Origin of the sequence: Gemmobacter caeruleus (genome assembly GCF_008271655.1) — a bacterium.
Taxonomy (GTDB): domain Bacteria; phylum Pseudomonadota; class Alphaproteobacteria; order Rhodobacterales; family Rhodobacteraceae; genus Gemmobacter; species Gemmobacter caeruleus.
On sequence record NZ_VKKX01000052.1, the window covers coordinates 208,023 to 223,582 of the forward strand.

Below are 15,560 nucleotides of genomic sequence, written 5' to 3' on the forward strand. Positions count from 1 at the left end.
GGATCACGACATGAAACTGGCAATTGCGGGCGACAGCGCGGGCGAAGGTCTGGCCAAGATCCTGGCCGATCACCTGAAGGGCAAGCATGAGGTGGCCGAGATCAGCCGCACCGAGGCCGGGCCGGACGCGTTCTATGCCAACCTGTCGGATCGGGTGGCAAGCGCCGTCGCGGACGGCACCTATGACCGGGCGATTCTGGTCTGCGGCACCGGCATCGGCGTCTGCATCGCGGCCAACAAGGTGCCGGGCATCCGCGCCGCGCTGACCCATGACACCTATTCGGCCGAACGCGCCGCCCTGTCGAACAATGCCCAGATCATCACCATGGGCGCCCGGGTCATCGGGCCGGAACTGGCCAAGGCGATTGCCGATGCCTGGCTGGCCGAAACCCTGAATTTCGATGCGACCGGCAAGTCGGCCGGCAATGTCGATGCGATTGATGCGGTGGACGCGCGTTACAACAAGCGCTAAGCGCTGCATCAGAGCTTGCCGAGGGGGCGTTGGCCCGCCCCTTCGCCCAACCGGAAAGAGGCACCATGCTTCGCCTGCCCAATGACGGCGCCGCCACTGGCGCGCCGCTGGATGGTCATTTGCGCGCCGCGGGCGGCGCCGGACCGATCGTTGCCGCGCTGGCCGCGGCCTTGCCCCCCCTTGCCGCGCGTCTGGGCTCGGGCCGCCTGCATGGCGACCCCGAGGCCGTGGTCGGCGTCAATGACAGCGGCGACAAGCAAAAGGCGCTGGATGTCGCCGCGCATGATCACATGATGCGGGCGCTGGCCGGCAGCGGCGTGCGCCGCGTGCTGTCGGAGGAGGCCGAGGCGGTGATCGACCTCGACCCCTCCGGCGATTTCGATGTGGCGATCGACCCGATCGACGGCTCTGGCAGCATCGGCATCGGCGCGCCCCTGGGCATGCTGTTTTCCGTGCTGGAGGCCGCACCCCACGGCTTCCTGCGCCCGGCGCGGGGGGCGGTGGTCGCGGCGGGTTATGCGTCCTTCGGGCATTCGCTGGATTTCGGCTTTTCGCTGGGCGAGGGCGTGCATATCGCCACGCATGACCGCGATCTGGGCGATTTCCGTCTGGTGCGGCAGGGCGTGACGCTGGAACCGGCCACTAAAAGCATCGCCTATAACGCCTCGAACGAACGGCACTGGCCCGAGGGGCTGCAAGCCTGGGCGCGTGATCTGCGCGCCGGCAAGGATGGCCCGCGCGGCAAGGATTTCAACATGCGCTGGCTGGCCGCCGCCGTCGGCGAATTGCACCGCATCCTGTTGCAGGGCGGCGTGTTCCTCTATCCCGCCGACCGCCGCAAGGGCTATGAGAACGGCCGCCTGCGCCTGATCTACGAAGCCGCGCCCATTGCCTTTCTGATCGAACAGGCCGGCGGGCGGGCGACCGATGGCGCTACGGCGATCCTCGATCTTCACCCCGAACGGCATCATGAAAACGTGCCGCTCGTCTTTGGCGCGGCAGAGGAGGTCGAGGTGATCGGCCGTTATCTGCGCGACCTTTCGCATTCCCCCACCCAACAAGGATGATTCCATGGCCCGGATCACACTCCGCCAGCTTCTCGACCATGCCGCCGAACACGGCTACGGCGTGCCCGCCTTCAACATCTCCAACATGGAACAGGGCCTGGCCATCATGGCGGCGGCCAAGGCGACCAATGCGCCGGTGATCCTGCAAGCCAGCCGGGGCGCGCGCGCCTATGCCGGCGACCGGGTTCTGGCGCGGCTGATCGACGGGCTGACCGAAACCTACCCGGAAATCCCGGTCTGCATGCATCTGGACCATGGCAACAACCTGGCCACCTGCGCGACGGCGATCCAGAACGGCTTTACCAGCGTGATGATGGATGGCAGCCTCAAGGCCGATGGCAAGACCCCGGCCGATTACGTCTATAACCGCGACATCACCCGCGCGGTCGTCGATATGGCCCATGCCTGCGGCGTGTCGGTGGAGGGCGAGTTGGGCGTGCTGGGCAGCCTGGAAACCGGGATGGGCGATCAGGAAGACGGCCATGGCGCCACCGAAAAGCTGAGCCATGACCAGCTGTTGACCGACCCGGCCGAGGCCGAAAAGTTCGTGGCCGAAACCGGCGTGGATGCGCTGGCCATTGCCATGGGCACCTCGCATGGCGCCTACAAGTTCACCCGCAAGCCCGATGGCGACATTCTGGCGATGCATGTGATCGAGGAAATCCACCGCCGCCTGCCGAACACCCATCTGGTGATGCACGGCTCGTCCTCGGTGCCCGAGGATCTGCAACAGATCATCAATGCCTATGGCGGCGACATCAAGCCGACCTGGGGTGTCCCGGTCGAGGAGATCCAGCGCGGCATCAAGTCGGGCGTGCGCAAGATCAACATCGACACCGACAACCGTCTGGCCGCCACGGCCGCGATCCGCAAATCCTTTGCCGAGGATCCGGCGGAATTCGATCCGCGCAAATATCTCAAGGCCGCGATGGCCATGATGACCGAGGTTTGCAAGCAGCGCTTCGAGGCCTTCGGCACCGCCGGCCATGCCGACAAGATCCGCCCCGTTCCGGTCGAGGCGATGGCCCGGCGCTACTGAGGCGCGGCGGCCAGAAGCCGTCACGGAAAAAGAAACGGGGCGTTGCGGCTGTTGCCACATGCCCCGTTTCACTGGCCGGTCCGGGCTCTGCCGGGGCTGGCCTCACTTGCACGATCACCGGGCCGAACAGGCCGCACTCTTGTTCAACACCGTTGCACCGGCAAGGGCCGCATGCCTCATACTGCCTCCGACCCGCCTCTGGGGCGAACACCGCGGCAGCAACGCATTGCGGCATTCAGGCGGGCCGGAGAACAGCAGTGAGGCTGGATCAACCTTCCCGTCAGACGGGGCTCGACCCAGGCCGCGACATTCACTGAACACCACGACTGGACGCTGCGTTTTCCACATCGGTATTCGCGTCCTGCCAGACACACAAACCCGATACTCGTTACAAGGCAGGGCGTCCCCCCACACTCTCACACTCTTGACACAAGACTGTGTCGGGGCGGCGGGGCGGGGGGTTCAAACATTTCGGGGCTCGTTCAAACTTTTTTCAGATTTTGCGCATCAGCCTGTGCAGCGATGCCGCAGCGGCTGCGACGCGGCGGCGCGGTGCGGCCTTGCGTCTGGTGCCGGGGGCGCATTTTCCGTAAGGATGGGGCGTGACGATTGGAATAGGTCTATGGCGCGACTGAGGGGGAACTGGCTGCCCGTGCTGATGCTGGCCGGGCTATGCGCGACGCCGGGGGCGGCGCAAGACCGTCTGGGCCTTGTGGCGCCAGGCGCGGCGCTGCGCATTCCGCTGGACCAGATCGTGCCGCTGTCGCGTCTTCGGGTCGAAATCGACGGCGTTCCCGCCGATGCGGGGCTGGCGCTGTCGGGCGGCGATCTGCTGGTCACGCTGCCGCCGGGCCTGTCGGGGCCGCGCCATGATATCGTGGTCTACCGGGTCGAGCCGGGCCAGGACAGCGAATTGGGGGTCTGGAGCTTCGAGACCCCGACCGGCAGTGCCGAACTGGTGATGACCGGCCGGGTCGAGGCGGGGTTGCGCAGTGGCCCGGCGGGGGGCGAGGCCTATCTGACCGGCTCGGGCCGGTTGGGCTTTGATCGCGACAATGGGCGATGGCGCGGCAGTCTGGGCTTTTTGCAGACGCAAGACAGCACCAGCCGCAACCCGCGGACCGAGATCACCGATTATTTCCTGGAACATCGCGGCGCGCTTTGGGGCGATGACCTGATCGCGCGACTGGGCACGCAGGATCTGCCGGGCGAGACGCTGGCCATGGATGACGGCCAGCGTCGCGGCCTGTCGCTGCGCTTGCAGGATCCGGCGCGGCGGTCCGATATCGCGGTCTTTGCCCTGAAACCCGGCGAGGCCGAGGGCGGGCGCAACCTGACCGGGCTGGAGGCGCGGGATGACCGTGTGGCGGGCGTCGCGGCCAGCCTGCTGCCCTTTGCGCATCGCGGGTTCCAGATCGACGCGCTGGCCTATGACGGTCAGGCCGAGGCAGGCCCTGGCGCGGTGGCGGGGCAGGCGCTGCGCCTGTCGGGGCCGGTGGCGGGGCTGCGCGCGGGGTCGTTCGAACTGGGCTATGCGCAATCGCGGGTATCAAGCCCCGCCCCGGGCGGCGCGATCACCCGGCGCGACAGCGCGCTGTCGGGCGAGCTGGGCTTTGGCCTGCTGCCCGAGGACGACGCCCGCAGCCTGAGCGTGACCCTGGGCGCAAGCCGCATCGGCGGCGATTATTTCAGCCCGCTGAACCCCGATCTGATCCCCGATGAAAAGGCGGCTGAACTGGGCCTGCTCTGGCAGGGGGCGTTCTGGCAATGGCAGGTCGCGGCGCGGCAGGCGCGCAACAATGTCGATGCGCTGCCGGGCCTGCCCACCGATGAGTTTCGCGATTTGTCGTTCGATCTCTATTGGTTGCCCGATGATTTTACCGGCGGGCCGCTGAATGGCATGACCTTTTACGCCTCGGCCAGCCGTGAGGCGCAGCGCCGCATCGATACGCCCTCGCTGGCCGCCGCACCCGAGGATTTCGATCTGGATACACTCAGTTTCGGGATGGACAAGCTCCAGCCCGATTACGCCTGGGCGCTTGGCGTCACGCTGGAACGGCTGACCGATCTGTCGGGGCGCGGTCTGGATGAACGCCGCACGCGGCTTGAGGCGCTTTATGCCTGGACGCCGGATGACCGCACCACGCTCACGCTCAGCGGTGAGGCGGGGCAGACCGAACGCGGCGGCCAGACCTATCGCCGTCAGGGTATCGAGGCCGGCTTTGGCTGGGACCTGGCGCCCGAACTGTGGTCGGCCTTTGTCGAGGGCGGCATCGTGCGCGACACCGATCCGCTGTCCGAGGAGGGCCGCTATCTGGGGCTGGAACTGGCGCGCCAGTTGGGGGCGCAGACCGATCTGGTGCTGCGCGCCAATTACGGATCAGGCGCCGAAAGCCCCGATCTGGCGCCGGGGGGCGGCTGGGTCGTCGGGCTGGGGCTGCGGCACGATCTGGGGGCGCGGCAATGACCACCGCCCCGCCGGATGCCCTGCTGGCCCGCATCGCGGCCGGCGATCGCGACGCGCTGGCCGCGCTTTATCGCCAGCATGAGGCGGCCCTGTTCCGCTTTGTGCTGTCAAGATTGAACGATCCGACGCAAAGCGCCGACATAGTCCATGACGTGTTTCTGGAAATATGGCGCAGTGCCGGGCGGTTCGAGGGGCGTTCCTCGGTCAGAACCTGGATTTACGGCATTGCCTATCGCAAGGTGATCGACGTGTTCAGGGCGAGCGCAAGACTGCAAGTGACGGATGACATTCCCGAAACCGAGGATGACAGCCCCGGTGCGCTGGAATGTCTGGCCGCGGCTGAAACGCGCGATCAGGTGCGCCATTGCCTTGGCACGCTCAAGCCCGATCACCGGCAGGCGGTCGAACTCGCCTTCTTTCAGGACATGGGCTATCGCGAGATCGCCGAGGTGATGCAAGTGCCCGAAGGCACGGTCAAGACCCGGATTTTCCACGCGAAAAAGCTGTTGCAACATTGTCTGGGCCGGTTCGGCCTGCAAGGGGGGACGGCATGACCGCGCCAGCCATGACCCGCGAAGCCGCGCTGCAAGACCTGCCTTTTCTGGTCAATGGCACGCTGACCGGCGCTGAACGTGTGCCGCTGGAGGCGCTGTTGTCGGATGACGCCGATCTGGTGGCGGAGCGTGATTTTCTGGCGCGGCTGCGCGCCACGATGCAGGCCGATGGCTGCGGTCAGGCCGGGGTGAACCCTCCGGGCGAGCTGGGCCTGGCGCGGCTGATGCGCGCCCTGCCGCCGCAAGAGGCGCCGCGCCGCGCGGATCGCTGGCGCGCGCAGGGGCGGCTGGCATTGGTGGCGGGGCTGGCGGCGGTGGCATCGGCGCTGATCACCGCCTGGGCGCTGCGCGACCCGGCGGCGGCGCCGGTCTATGTGCAGGCTTCGGGCGATGCGGGCGATGCGCCGGTGCTGACCGTGACCTTCCAGCCCGAGGCGCGGCTGGCCGATATTGCCGCGCTCTTGCAGGACAAGGATCTGATCATCGTAGATGGGCCGGGGGCGCTTGGGCTTTACCGGCTGGAACTGCCGCCGGGGGCGGATGCCTTGGCCCTTGCAGAGACGCTGCGAGCGGCAGATGATCTGGTCCTGTCTGTGGATGAGCCGGAGTGAGATGGCACGGATCGGCCTGACCCCATTGCGCAAGGGCGCGCTGCGGCTGGTGCTGGCGGCGTTGCTGGCGGTGCCGGCGGGCGAGGTCATGGCGCGCGAATGTTATCGCCCGGGCGAGATCGTCGATGCGCCGATGCGCAATCTGCGCGGCACGGACCGCGCGGCGCTGCATCTTTCGGTCGATTTCGACGGGGTGATGATTCCGGTCCGGCCGCTTTCGGTGACGGCGAACCGGCTGCGGGTGCGGCTGCCTTCGCGCGGGGTGCCGGGTGATGCGCTGTTCTGGCTGCGCCATGTGCCGGCCGATGGCGGGCGCGATGTGCTGCTGGCCTCGGGGCGGACCTGCGCCGCGCCGCCCACGGCCCCGGCGGGGCAGGCGGCCCTGTCCCGGCGCAGCCGCCGCCCGCTGGAACGTGCGACGGCCTCGGATGTGGCGGCGCCCAGTGGCGCGCCGGAATATCTGCTGGCGGGCCGGGCCGGTGCCATGGGCCAGGCCGAGGCGCTGTTGACCGAAACCGGGGCCGAGGTTCTGCGCCGCACCGATCTGGGCGGGCTGGGCCTGCGGATGCTGGCGGTCGATCTGCGCGGGACCATGACTCTCAATCAATTGCGGGCGGCGCTGGCGCGGCGCGGGGTGGCGGCCAAGGCCGACCGGCATACGGTCTATCGGGCGGCTCAGGGGGGCGCGGCGCTGAACTGGGCGCCGGGGCTGGTCGGGCTGATGCCGGGCCAAAGCTGCCGGCTGCGGCGGCAGGTGCGTATCGGGCTGATCGACGGGCCGGTCGATACCGGCTTGCCGGCGCTGGCCGGGGTGCCGGTGCGCGCGACCTCGGTTCTGGGCAGCGCCGATCATCAGGGATCGCCCGACCACGCGACCGGGATCGCGGCGCTGATTGCGTCACCCGGCGGGGATGGGGCGCTGCCGGCGGGGATCGCGCCGGGGGCGCAGATCTATTCGGTGGTGGCCTTTGCCCGCAGCGGCGGGCGCGAGGTGGCGCGGCTGGAAAACATCGCGCAAGCGATGGACTGGCTCATTCAGGCGCGGGTCGAGCTGATCAACCTGTCGCTCTCGGGGCCGCCCAACGATACCCTGGCCGAGATCGTGCGGCTGGCCGATGCGCAGGGCATCGTCATGCTGGCGGCGGCGGGGAATGGCGGGCAACCGGGCGTGGCCTATCCGGCCTCGGACTCGCGGGTGATCGGGATCACGGCGGTCGATGCGGCGCGCCGGCTGTATCGGCGCGCGAATACCGGGGCGGATGTGGATTTCGCGGCGCCCGGCGTGGATGTGCCGGTGCCGACCCGGCGCGGGGCGGCGCATCGTTCGGGCACATCCTATGCCACCGGGATCGCGACGGCGGTGGTGGCACAGATGATGGCGCGCGGCGTGCAGGGGCGCGCGGCGATTGTCGCCGGGCTGCGCGACGCGGCCGAGGATCTAGGGCCGCCCGGGCGGGATGACCAGTTCGGCTGGGGCCTGTTGCGCCTGCCCGACGGGTGTTGAGCGGGGGGGGGGGGGAGCCGGGCTAGCCGAAGCTGTAGCCGAAACGCGCGATATCCTCGGCGCAAAGCCCCGCCAGCAGCGTGGCATCGGCCTCGGAGTAATAGGTCCGGTAATCGCGGTCGCGGTCCGAGGCATTGGCGGGGGCCAGCGGCCCCAGCCGAAAGCCCAGATGCGCCTCCAGCGGGGCGGCGTCGTCTTGCAGATGTTCCAGCCGCAGATAGGCGGTGGCGCGTTCCTGGCCCTGGCGGTCGGTCATGTAGGCGCGGGCGGGCCAGAGCGACAGCGCAGTGCGCGTTTGCGGATGGTTCAGGAAGCCGCTGAAATCATGCGATTTTGCCAGGCCCACGGCAGGGTGGGCAAAGCCCTGCATGCGCAGCCAGTGATAATAGCTGACCGCGCGATCCCAGGGGTTGCGGACCAGCGTGAAGGTGAAGAATTCCGCGATTTCGGTGTCGGAGGCGAGGCCGGCGATATCGGTCAGGGTGGAATGTTTCCACAGCCTTCCCTGTGCCTTGACCCCCTGCCAGCGGGCTTTGCGGGCGCGGGCCTTGGGCGTATCGCCGATCAGGATGTCATCCTTCATCGCGCGGCTTTCCAACGCCAGCGTCAGCGCGGTGCCGCCGGTTTTCGGGATATGGACAAAGATATAGCGGCGCCCGCGCGACAGGATCATGGCCGTTGCCCGCGACGGGGGGCCGGCCTCGGGGGCATCGAGCCCCCTCGGCCGGCATTGCCATGGCGGGCGGCGCCGGTGCCGCGTGCGCCGGGCCGGCGGGCCTGCGGTGCCGTGACGGTCGAGTATTTGGGCAAGGAGCAAGGGGGCATCGGTTTTGCCCTCTGTCAGACCGGGTTGGGGAGGGGGCGGCCCTCGGCAAAGGCGATGAGATTGTCGAGCGCCATCAGGCCCATGGCGGTGCGGACCTCGGCCGTGGCGGTGCCGAGATGGGGCAGGAGGGTCACGTTTTCCAGTTGGCGCAAGGTCTCGGGGATATGGGGTTCGTGTTCGTAGACATCGAGCCCGGCCCCGGCGATGCGGCCCGATTGCAGCGCCGCGATCAGCGCGGTTTCATCGAGGATATCGCCGCGCGCGATGTTGATCAGGATGCCTGTGGGGCGCATGGCGGCCAGTTCGGGGGCGCCGATCAGGTGGCGATTGGCAGCCCCGCCGGGCACGGCCAGCACGACGAAATCGGCCTTCATCGCCTCGGCCAGCGGCACGGCGCGGGCGGGCAGGCCGGGGTCGCGCGGGCTACGCGTATGGTAGAACACGTTCATGCCGAAGCCGTAATGGCAGCGCCGGGCGATGGCCTGGCCGATGCGGCCCATGCCGATGATGGCGACGGTCTTGCCGGTGACATGCTGGCCCAGCAACTGTGTCGGGTGCCAGCCCTGCCATTGCCCGGCGCGCAAGAGCCTTTCGCCCTCGCCGGCGCGGCGCGCGGTCATCAGGATCAGCGTCAGGGCGATGTCGGCGGTGGCGTCGGTCACCGCGCCGGGGGTATTGCTGACGGCGATGCCGGCGGCGCGGGCGGCGGTCACGTCGATATGGTTATAGCCCACTCCGAAATTCGCGAGAAGGCGCGCGCGAGGCGCGGGCACATCGGCAAAGACCGCGGCGGTGAACAGATCGCCCAGTGTCGGCAGGACGAGGTCATGGTCGGAGAGCGCGGCGCGCAGCTCATCGGGGGCAAGGGGCAGGGTGCTGTTGCGGGCGGTGACGGTAAAGCGCGCCCGGGCGGCCTGCATGACCGGATCGGGCAGGGGGCGGGTGATCAGCAGCCGCATCAGAACAGCCGCCCGCCCAGCGGCACCTCATGACCGGGGCCGATCAGCACCACCTCGCCATCGGCATCGGGCAGGCCCAGCACCAGCACCTCGGATTTCACCGGCCCGATCTGGCGCGGCGGAAAGTTCACCACCGCCAGCACCTGCCGCCCGATCAGGGTTTCGGGGGTGTAATGCGCGGTGATCTGGGCGGAGGAGCGTTTCTCGCCGATCTCGGCGCCGAAATCGAGCCACAGTTTGAAGGCGGGCTTGCGCGCCTCGGGGAAGGGTTCGACGCGGGTGATACGGCCCAGGCGGATATCGACCTTGGCGAAATCGTCATAGGTGATGGTCATTGGCCCAGCTCCCGCCCGCGATCGGCCGCGGCCTTGACCGCCCGGCGCAGCAGCGCGGGAAAGCCGGTTTCGGGCGCCATCAGCACCGCCAGCGCGGCGGCGGTGGTGCCGCCGGGCGAGGTGACGTTGACCCGCAGCTGCGTGGCGGTTTCGGGGGAACGATGCGCCAGTTCCCCGGCGCCGCAGACCGTGGCGCGGGCCAGTTGCATCGCGAGGGCAGCGGGCAGCCCCTCGGCCTCGCCGGCGGCGGCGAGCGCCTCGATCAGGTGAAAGACATAGGCCGGGCCAGAGCCGGAGACGGCGGTAACGGCATCCATCTGGCCTTCGTGTTCCAGCCGGACGACATCGCCCACGGCGGAAAGCAGCGCCTCGGCCAGGCGCAGGTCGGTCTCGTCGGTGCGGGCATTGCCGATGATCGCGGTGATGCCGCGCCCGACCGCCGCCGGGGTATTGGGCATGGCGCGGATGATCGGGGTGGCGGCGCCGAAGGCAGCCTCGAAGCTGGCAATGGTGGTGCCGGCGGCGATCGACAGGAACAGCGTGGTGCCATTGCCAAGTGCTGTGACCTGCGGCAGGGCGGCGCCCATCATCTGCGGCTTGACGGCGAGCAGGACGATGGCCGGGTCGGCCGGCAGATCGGTGTTGAGATGCACGCCCGTCGCGCGCAGCCAGTCAGAGGGGTGAGGTTCGATCACCCGGACCGCATCGGGCGGCACGCCTTGCGACAGCCACCCTTCCAGCAGCGCCGAGCCCATCTTGCCGCAGCCGAGCAGCACAAGGCCCCGCTCCCTGATCCGATCCAGCATGCATTCCTCCTGCGTTTCGGCGCAGATTAGGCAGGAGGCGCGGCGGGGGCAATGGGGCTGCGGCAGCGCTACATGAGCGGGCGTTGCGGCGGCTGTTCCGGGCTGACCATGGCAAGAGCGGCGAGCGCCGGCAGATCGGGCAGGGTCAGCCGGCCGTCGCCCCAGCGGGCCAGCCCGCGCGCGCGCAGCGCTTTCAGTGTCTTGTTGGTATGGACCAGCGACAGGCCAAGCGCATCGGCCAGATCCTGCTGGCGATAGGGCAGGGGCACGCTGCCTTCGCGCAGCAGGCCCACGGCGCGCAGCCGTTCATGAATGCGCAAAAGCGCCCAGGCGATGCGCTGCGCCGCGTCGCGCTGCCCCAGCGAGGCGATGGTTTCGCCCAGGAAATGTTCCTCGATCGCGGCGATCCAGGTCAAATCATAGGCGCGTCCGGGATGCTGGCGGAAAAGCGTCCACAGATCGCTGCGGCGAAAGACACAGAGCGTCATATGTGTCGTGGCCTCGACCGAATGCTTCATCTCGCCCATCAGGCCGGCCTGCAAGCCGGTAAAATCGCCGGGAAACAGGAAGTTGATCACCTGCCTCCGCCCGTTTTCCAGCGTGGTATAGCGCGTGCCCATCCCGCTCAGCACGGTGAAAAGCTGGGGGCTGTTCGATCCTTCCAGAAGGATCGTGGTCCCCGGATCGACATTCAGCTCTCCGGTCTTGAAGCCTTGCATGAAGGTCAGTTCATCCTCGGTGAAGGGGGTGAACAGGCTGCGTTTGCGCAGGGGGCAGTTCTTGCAGGCAGTTCCGGCCATGAGAGATCCTGTCACAAATCCGATGCGGGCTATGTCACAGTTTAATGCGCCGCGCGCTGATCGGTTCCATGGCTCTTGGCTCGGAGGTGCCGCCATGCAACATGATCAGCCTGCCCGCGGGGGGCTTTATGTCATCGCCGTGCGCGATTTCGTGCTGCGCGCGGATCTGACCGATACGGTGCGCGAATTCGACCCGCAGGCCCGGATCCTGCCGGCCGAGGGGCTGGTGGCGGCGCTGGCGCAGCTTTCCGGGGCGGACGTGCCGGGCGTGGCGCTGATCGAGGCCGGGCCGGCTGCGCTGGCGGCGGCGCTTGGCGGGGCGGCGGATCCGGGGGCGATCCTGCTTTTGGGCGATGCGGCGGAGGAGGAGCCGGCGGCGCGCTGGCCGGTGCTGATCCGGCCGTTTTCATCGGATCAGGTGCTGACGGCGCTGACCGCCGCCTGGCGGCAGACGCGCCCTTAGGCCGCGGGCGGCAAGCCGGGGATCAGGCGCGGCCCCAGGCCTCCGCCATGGCGACGCCAAGCGCCTCGGCCGGGTCGCGGTCCCCCCAGGCGACCAGCTGGAAGGCCGGGTAATAGCGTTCGCAGGCGCCCAGGGCGGCCGAGATCATGTGATCGAACTGTGCGCTGCTGGCAATGGCACCGCCGGCCAGCGACAGGCCATAGCGCCAGACCATCAGCTTTTGTTCGGGCCAATAGGCAAAGGCGCCGGCCCAGACCTGATCGTTGCACCGGTTGAGCAGATCGTAAAGCGCGGGTAGACGCGCCGTGGGCGGCTCCATCTCGAAGGTGCAGATCAGGCGCAGCGTCTCGTCCTGCGGCGACCAGGCCAGGGTCAGCGCGTAAGACCGCCACAGCCCTTCGACCGCCATGGCGATCTGGTTCTCGGTCACCCGGTCGAATTCCCATTGGTGATCGGCGGCCAGCGTCTCGACCATGTCGATGGGGTGCAGGTCGTCCCCGATGAAGAAATCTTCTGCAAGCGACATGGCACAGCCTCTTGATGCGGCCTGATGCGGAGGGTTATCCACAAGCGGCTGGGAGATGGGCTATGTGCAGCGGAAGCCCGGGTCACCCTTACTAGATATGGTGTGCCGAAAGGGGAAGCCTGTAAAGAACCTTTTGCGCAAATCTTCTGTTGATAACTCCGCGCCTTGCCTTGCCTGCCCGCGGGCGCGTATGACCGCCGCGAAGTGGATCAAGCGGGGCAGGCGGATGAATATCCTGATTCTGGGCAGCGGCGGGCGTGAACATGCTTTGGCCTGGGCGGTGAAGCAGAACCCGAAATGCGACCGGCTGATCGTGGCGCCGGGCAATGCGGGGATCGCGGCGATTGCCGAATGTGCCAGCCTCGATATCCTTTCCGGCGCGCAGGTCGTGCGCTTTTGCGAAGAAAACGCCATCGACTTTGTCATCGTCGGCCCCGAGGCGCCGCTGGCGGCCGGTGTGGCGGATGCGACCCGCGCCGCCGGCATCCTGACCTTCGGTCCGAGCGCCGAGGCCGCGCGGCTGGAGGCCTCCAAAGGCTTCACCAAGGAAATCTGCGATGCCTGCGCTGCGCCGACCGCCGGGTATGCGCGCTTTTCGGATGCCGAGGCGGCCCGGGACTATATCCGCCGTGTCGGCGCGCCGCTGGTGGTCAAGGCCGATGGGCTGGCCGCCGGCAAGGGCGTGATCATGGGCATGACCGAGGCCGAGGCGCTGGCCGGGATCGACGAGATTTTCGGGGGTGCCTTTGGCGCCGCGGGCGCCGAGGTGGTGATCGAGGAATTCATGGAAGGGGAGGAGGCGAGCTTCTTCATCCTGTCCGACGGCAAGACCGCGCTGCCCATCGGCACCGCGCAGGATCACAAGCGGGTGGGCGACGGCGATACCGGCCCCAATACCGGCGGGATGGGCGCCTATTCCCCGGCGCCGGTGCTGACCGATGCCATTGCGCAGGCCGCGCTGGACGAGATCGTTCTGCCCACCATCGCCGAAATGGCCCGGCGCGGCACGCCCTATCAGGGGGTGCTTTATGCGGGCCTGATGATCCAGAATGGCAAGGCGCGGCTGGTCGAATACAACTGCCGCTTCGGCGACCCGGAATGTCAGGTGCTGATGCTGCGGCTGGGCGCGCAGGCGCTTGATCTGCTGCAAGCCTGCGCCGAGGGGCGGCTGGCCGAAATGCGGGTGAACTGGGCCGAGGATCACGCGCTGACCGTGGTCATGGCGGCAAAAGGCTATCCCGGTGCCTATGAAAAAGGTAGCGTGATCAAGGGGCTGGACGATCTGCCCGAAGACAGCCGCAATATGGTGTTCCATGCCGGCACAGCGGCGCGCGACGGCGCGATCGTCGCGACCGGCGGGCGGGTGCTGAACGTGACCGCGCGCGGCGACAGTCTGGCCGAGGCGCAGGCGCGCGCCTATGCCATGGTCGATGCGATCGACTGGCCCGAGGGGTTCTGCCGCCGCGATATCGGCTGGCGCGCGCTGTAAGCGGCGCCTTGCGCGCCCCTGCCGGCTTTGGCATGAAGGGCCATGGACCTGTTTGAAGACCCCGCCCCCACGGGCAACCAGCCGGAATTCACCGTCTCGGAGCTTTCGGGCGCGGTGAAGCGCGTGATCGAGGGCGAGTTCGGCCTGGTTCGCGTGCGGGGCGAGGTGGGGCGCGTGTCGCGCCCGTCCTCGGGGCATATGTATTTCGACCTCAAGGATGACCGCGCCGTCATCGCCGCCGTGTCCTGGAAGGGGCAGGTGGCGCGGATGCAGGTCCGCCCCGAAGAGGGGATGGAGGTCGTGGCCACCGGCCGGATGACCACCTTTCCCGGCCAGTCGAAATATCAGCTGATCGTCGATGACGTGGCGCCGGCGGGGGCGGGCGCGCTGATGGCCATGCTGGAAAAGCGCCGCGCGGCCCTTCAGGCCGAGGGGCTGTTCGACCCCGCGCGCAAGCAGCCGATCCCCTATCTGCCCGAGGTGATCGGGGTGGTCACCTCGCCCTCGGGCGCGGTGATCCGCGACATCCTGCACCGGCTGCGCGACCGCTTTCCGCGCCATGTGCTGATCTGGCCGGTGGCGGTGCAGGGGCAGGATTGCGCGGCGCAGGTGGCGGCGGCCATTCGCGGCTTCAACGCCATCGAACCCGGTGGGCCGGTGCCGCGCCCCGATCTGCTGATCGTGGCACGCGGCGGCGGGTCGCTGGAGGATCTCTGGGGTTTCAACGAAGAAATCGTGGTGCGGGCGGCGGCGGCAAGCCGTATCCCGCTGATCTCGGCCGTGGGGCATGAAACCGATACAACGCTGATCGACTTTGCCGTCGATCGCCGCGCGCCCACCCCGACCGCCGCCGCCGAAATGGCGGTGCCGGTGCGGGGCGAATTGCTGGCCACGGTGGAAAATCTGGGGGCGCGGCTGACCCGCGCGCTGACGCAAGGCGCCGAACGGCGGGGCCAGCGGCTGCGCGATCTGGCGCGCGCGCTGCCGCGCCTGGACAGCCTGCTGGCCGGGCCGGGGCAGCGCTTCGATACGGCGGTGCAGCGGCTGGGCGGGGCGCTTGGCCTGGCGGTCAGCCGCAAGCGCGCGGCCTATGCGGCGCGGGCCGGGCGGTTGACGCCGGGGGCGCTGCTGGCGCTGATCGCGCGGCGGCGCGACGCCATCGACAAGCGCGGCGCCGATCTGGAGGCGCGGTTCCTGCGCCGGGCGGATGCGCGCCATGCGGCCTTTGACAAATGGGCCAGCCGGCTGGCGCCAGCCCTGCATCGGCTGATCGCGCAGGCCGACCGGCAGCAGGCCGAGGGCGCTGCGCGGCTGGCCGGCCTGTCGGCGCGGCTGGAGACGGCACAGGCCGCGCGCCTGAGCGACGGCGCGCGCCGGCTGGACGCGCTGGAGCGGATGCGTCAGACGCTGGGCCACCACGCGACGCTGCGGCGCGGCTTTGCGGTGGTGCGGGCCGGCGGGCAGGTGGTGACCGCGGCCAGCCTCGCCGCGCAGGCTCCGTTGCTGGAGATCGAGTTCCATGACGGCCGCGTGACCGCGCGCCCTGATGCCGGAACCGCCAGCCCGGCCCCCGCGCCGCGCCCGCCCGCCCCGGCGCGCAAGCCGCGCGATGGCGGCGAGGGGCAGGGCAGCCTGTTCTGAG

16 protein-coding genes are annotated in these 15,560 nt (G+C 68.9%); 10 read left to right on the forward strand and 6 right to left on the reverse strand.

The window, feature by feature from the left end; genetic code table 11:
- The first annotated feature begins 10 nt into the window (after positions 1-10).
- The 7 genes from derI to FOA17_RS17870 all read left to right on the forward strand — a co-directional run bounded on the left by derI (position 11) and on the right by FOA17_RS17870 (position 7,714).
- On the forward strand, positions 11-472 hold the full coding sequence (gene derI / locus FOA17_RS17845; protein WP_149142858.1) for a D-erythrulose-4-phosphate isomerase: 462 nt from the start codon (positions 11-13) through the stop codon (positions 470-472).
- Positions 473-537: 65 nt separating this feature from the next.
- Positions 538-1,539: a class 1 fructose-bisphosphatase gene (locus FOA17_RS17850; RefSeq protein ID WP_149142859.1), complete on the forward strand. Its 1,002-nt coding sequence runs from the start codon at positions 538-540 to the stop codon at positions 1,537-1,539.
- Positions 1,540-1,543: 4 nt separating this feature from the next.
- Positions 1,544-2,578, forward strand: coding sequence for a class II fructose-bisphosphate aldolase (gene fba, locus FOA17_RS17855; protein WP_149142860.1), 1,035 nt, complete (start codon positions 1,544-1,546; stop codon positions 2,576-2,578).
- A gap of 622 nt (positions 2,579-3,200) precedes the next feature.
- Positions 3,201-5,045, forward strand: a complete 1,845-nt coding sequence (locus FOA17_RS17860; protein WP_149142861.1) for a hypothetical protein — start codon at positions 3,201-3,203, stop codon at positions 5,043-5,045.
- Complete coding sequence (locus tag FOA17_RS17865; RefSeq protein WP_149142862.1) at positions 5,042-5,599, forward strand: RNA polymerase sigma factor; 558 nt, start codon at positions 5,042-5,044, stop codon at positions 5,597-5,599. The genes FOA17_RS17860 and FOA17_RS17865 overlap by 4 nt, the downstream gene beginning before the upstream one ends.
- Positions 5,596-6,210 (forward strand): hypothetical protein, encoded by a 615-nt coding sequence (locus tag FOA17_RS19810; RefSeq protein WP_162528312.1) that lies wholly within the window; start codon positions 5,596-5,598, stop codon positions 6,208-6,210. Before FOA17_RS17865 ends, FOA17_RS19810 begins: the two co-directional genes overlap by 4 nt.
- A gap of 1 nt (position 6,211) precedes the next feature.
- The gene (locus FOA17_RS17870) at positions 6,212-7,714 is read left to right on the forward strand and encodes a S8 family serine peptidase (protein ID WP_162528313.1); all 1,503 of its coding nucleotides are present in this window, start codon (positions 6,212-6,214) and stop codon (positions 7,712-7,714) included.
- Positions 7,715-7,736: 22 nt separating this feature from the next.
- Here the strand turns inward: FOA17_RS17870 and FOA17_RS17875 are convergent, their stop codons facing one another.
- From FOA17_RS17875 to FOA17_RS17895, 5 genes are all read right to left on the reverse strand, one after another.
- Positions 7,737-8,387, reverse strand: a complete 651-nt coding sequence (locus tag FOA17_RS17875; protein WP_149142864.1) for a sulfotransferase family 2 domain-containing protein — start codon at positions 8,385-8,387, stop codon at positions 7,737-7,739.
- 167 nt (positions 8,388-8,554) lie between these two features.
- On the reverse strand, positions 8,555-9,499 hold the full coding sequence (locus FOA17_RS17880; RefSeq protein WP_149142865.1) for a 2-hydroxyacid dehydrogenase: 945 nt from the start codon (positions 9,497-9,499) through the stop codon (positions 8,555-8,557).
- Positions 9,499-9,834 carry a tRNA-binding protein gene (locus FOA17_RS17885; protein ID WP_149142866.1) on the reverse strand — a complete coding sequence of 112 codons (336 nt, stop codon included), beginning with the start codon at positions 9,832-9,834 and terminating at the stop codon, positions 9,499-9,501. The genes FOA17_RS17880 and FOA17_RS17885 overlap by 1 nt, the downstream gene beginning before the upstream one ends.
- Entirely contained in the window at positions 9,831-10,640 is an 810-nt protein-coding gene (gene proC, locus FOA17_RS17890) for a pyrroline-5-carboxylate reductase (RefSeq protein WP_149142867.1), read from the reverse strand. The genes FOA17_RS17885 and proC overlap by 4 nt, the downstream gene beginning before the upstream one ends.
- Positions 10,641-10,708: 68 nt before the next feature.
- On the reverse strand, positions 10,709-11,440 hold the full coding sequence (locus tag FOA17_RS17895) for a Crp/Fnr family transcriptional regulator (protein ID WP_149142868.1): 732 nt from the start codon (positions 11,438-11,440) through the stop codon (positions 10,709-10,711).
- Positions 11,441-11,534: 94 nt separating this feature from the next.
- Between FOA17_RS17895 and FOA17_RS17900 the strand changes: the two genes are divergently transcribed.
- On the forward strand, positions 11,535-11,903 hold the full coding sequence (locus tag FOA17_RS17900; RefSeq protein WP_149142869.1) for a hypothetical protein: 369 nt from the start codon (positions 11,535-11,537) through the stop codon (positions 11,901-11,903).
- Between the two features lie 22 nt (positions 11,904-11,925).
- Here FOA17_RS17900 and FOA17_RS17905 read toward each other — a convergent pair whose 3' ends face one another.
- Positions 11,926-12,429, reverse strand: coding sequence for a type III secretion system chaperone family protein (locus FOA17_RS17905; RefSeq protein ID WP_149142870.1), 504 nt, complete (start codon positions 12,427-12,429; stop codon positions 11,926-11,928).
- Between the two features lie 226 nt (positions 12,430-12,655).
- On the opposite strand from FOA17_RS17905, the gene purD reads away from it, so the two are divergent.
- On the forward strand, positions 12,656-13,918 hold the full coding sequence (gene purD, locus FOA17_RS17910) for a phosphoribosylamine--glycine ligase (RefSeq protein WP_149142871.1): 1,263 nt from the start codon (positions 12,656-12,658) through the stop codon (positions 13,916-13,918).
- Positions 13,919-13,960: 42 nt separating this feature from the next.
- Positions 13,961-15,559: an exodeoxyribonuclease VII large subunit gene (gene xseA / locus FOA17_RS17915; protein ID WP_149142872.1), complete on the forward strand. Its 1,599-nt coding sequence runs from the start codon at positions 13,961-13,963 to the stop codon at positions 15,557-15,559.
- The last annotated feature ends 1 nt before the right edge of the window (position 15,560 follow it).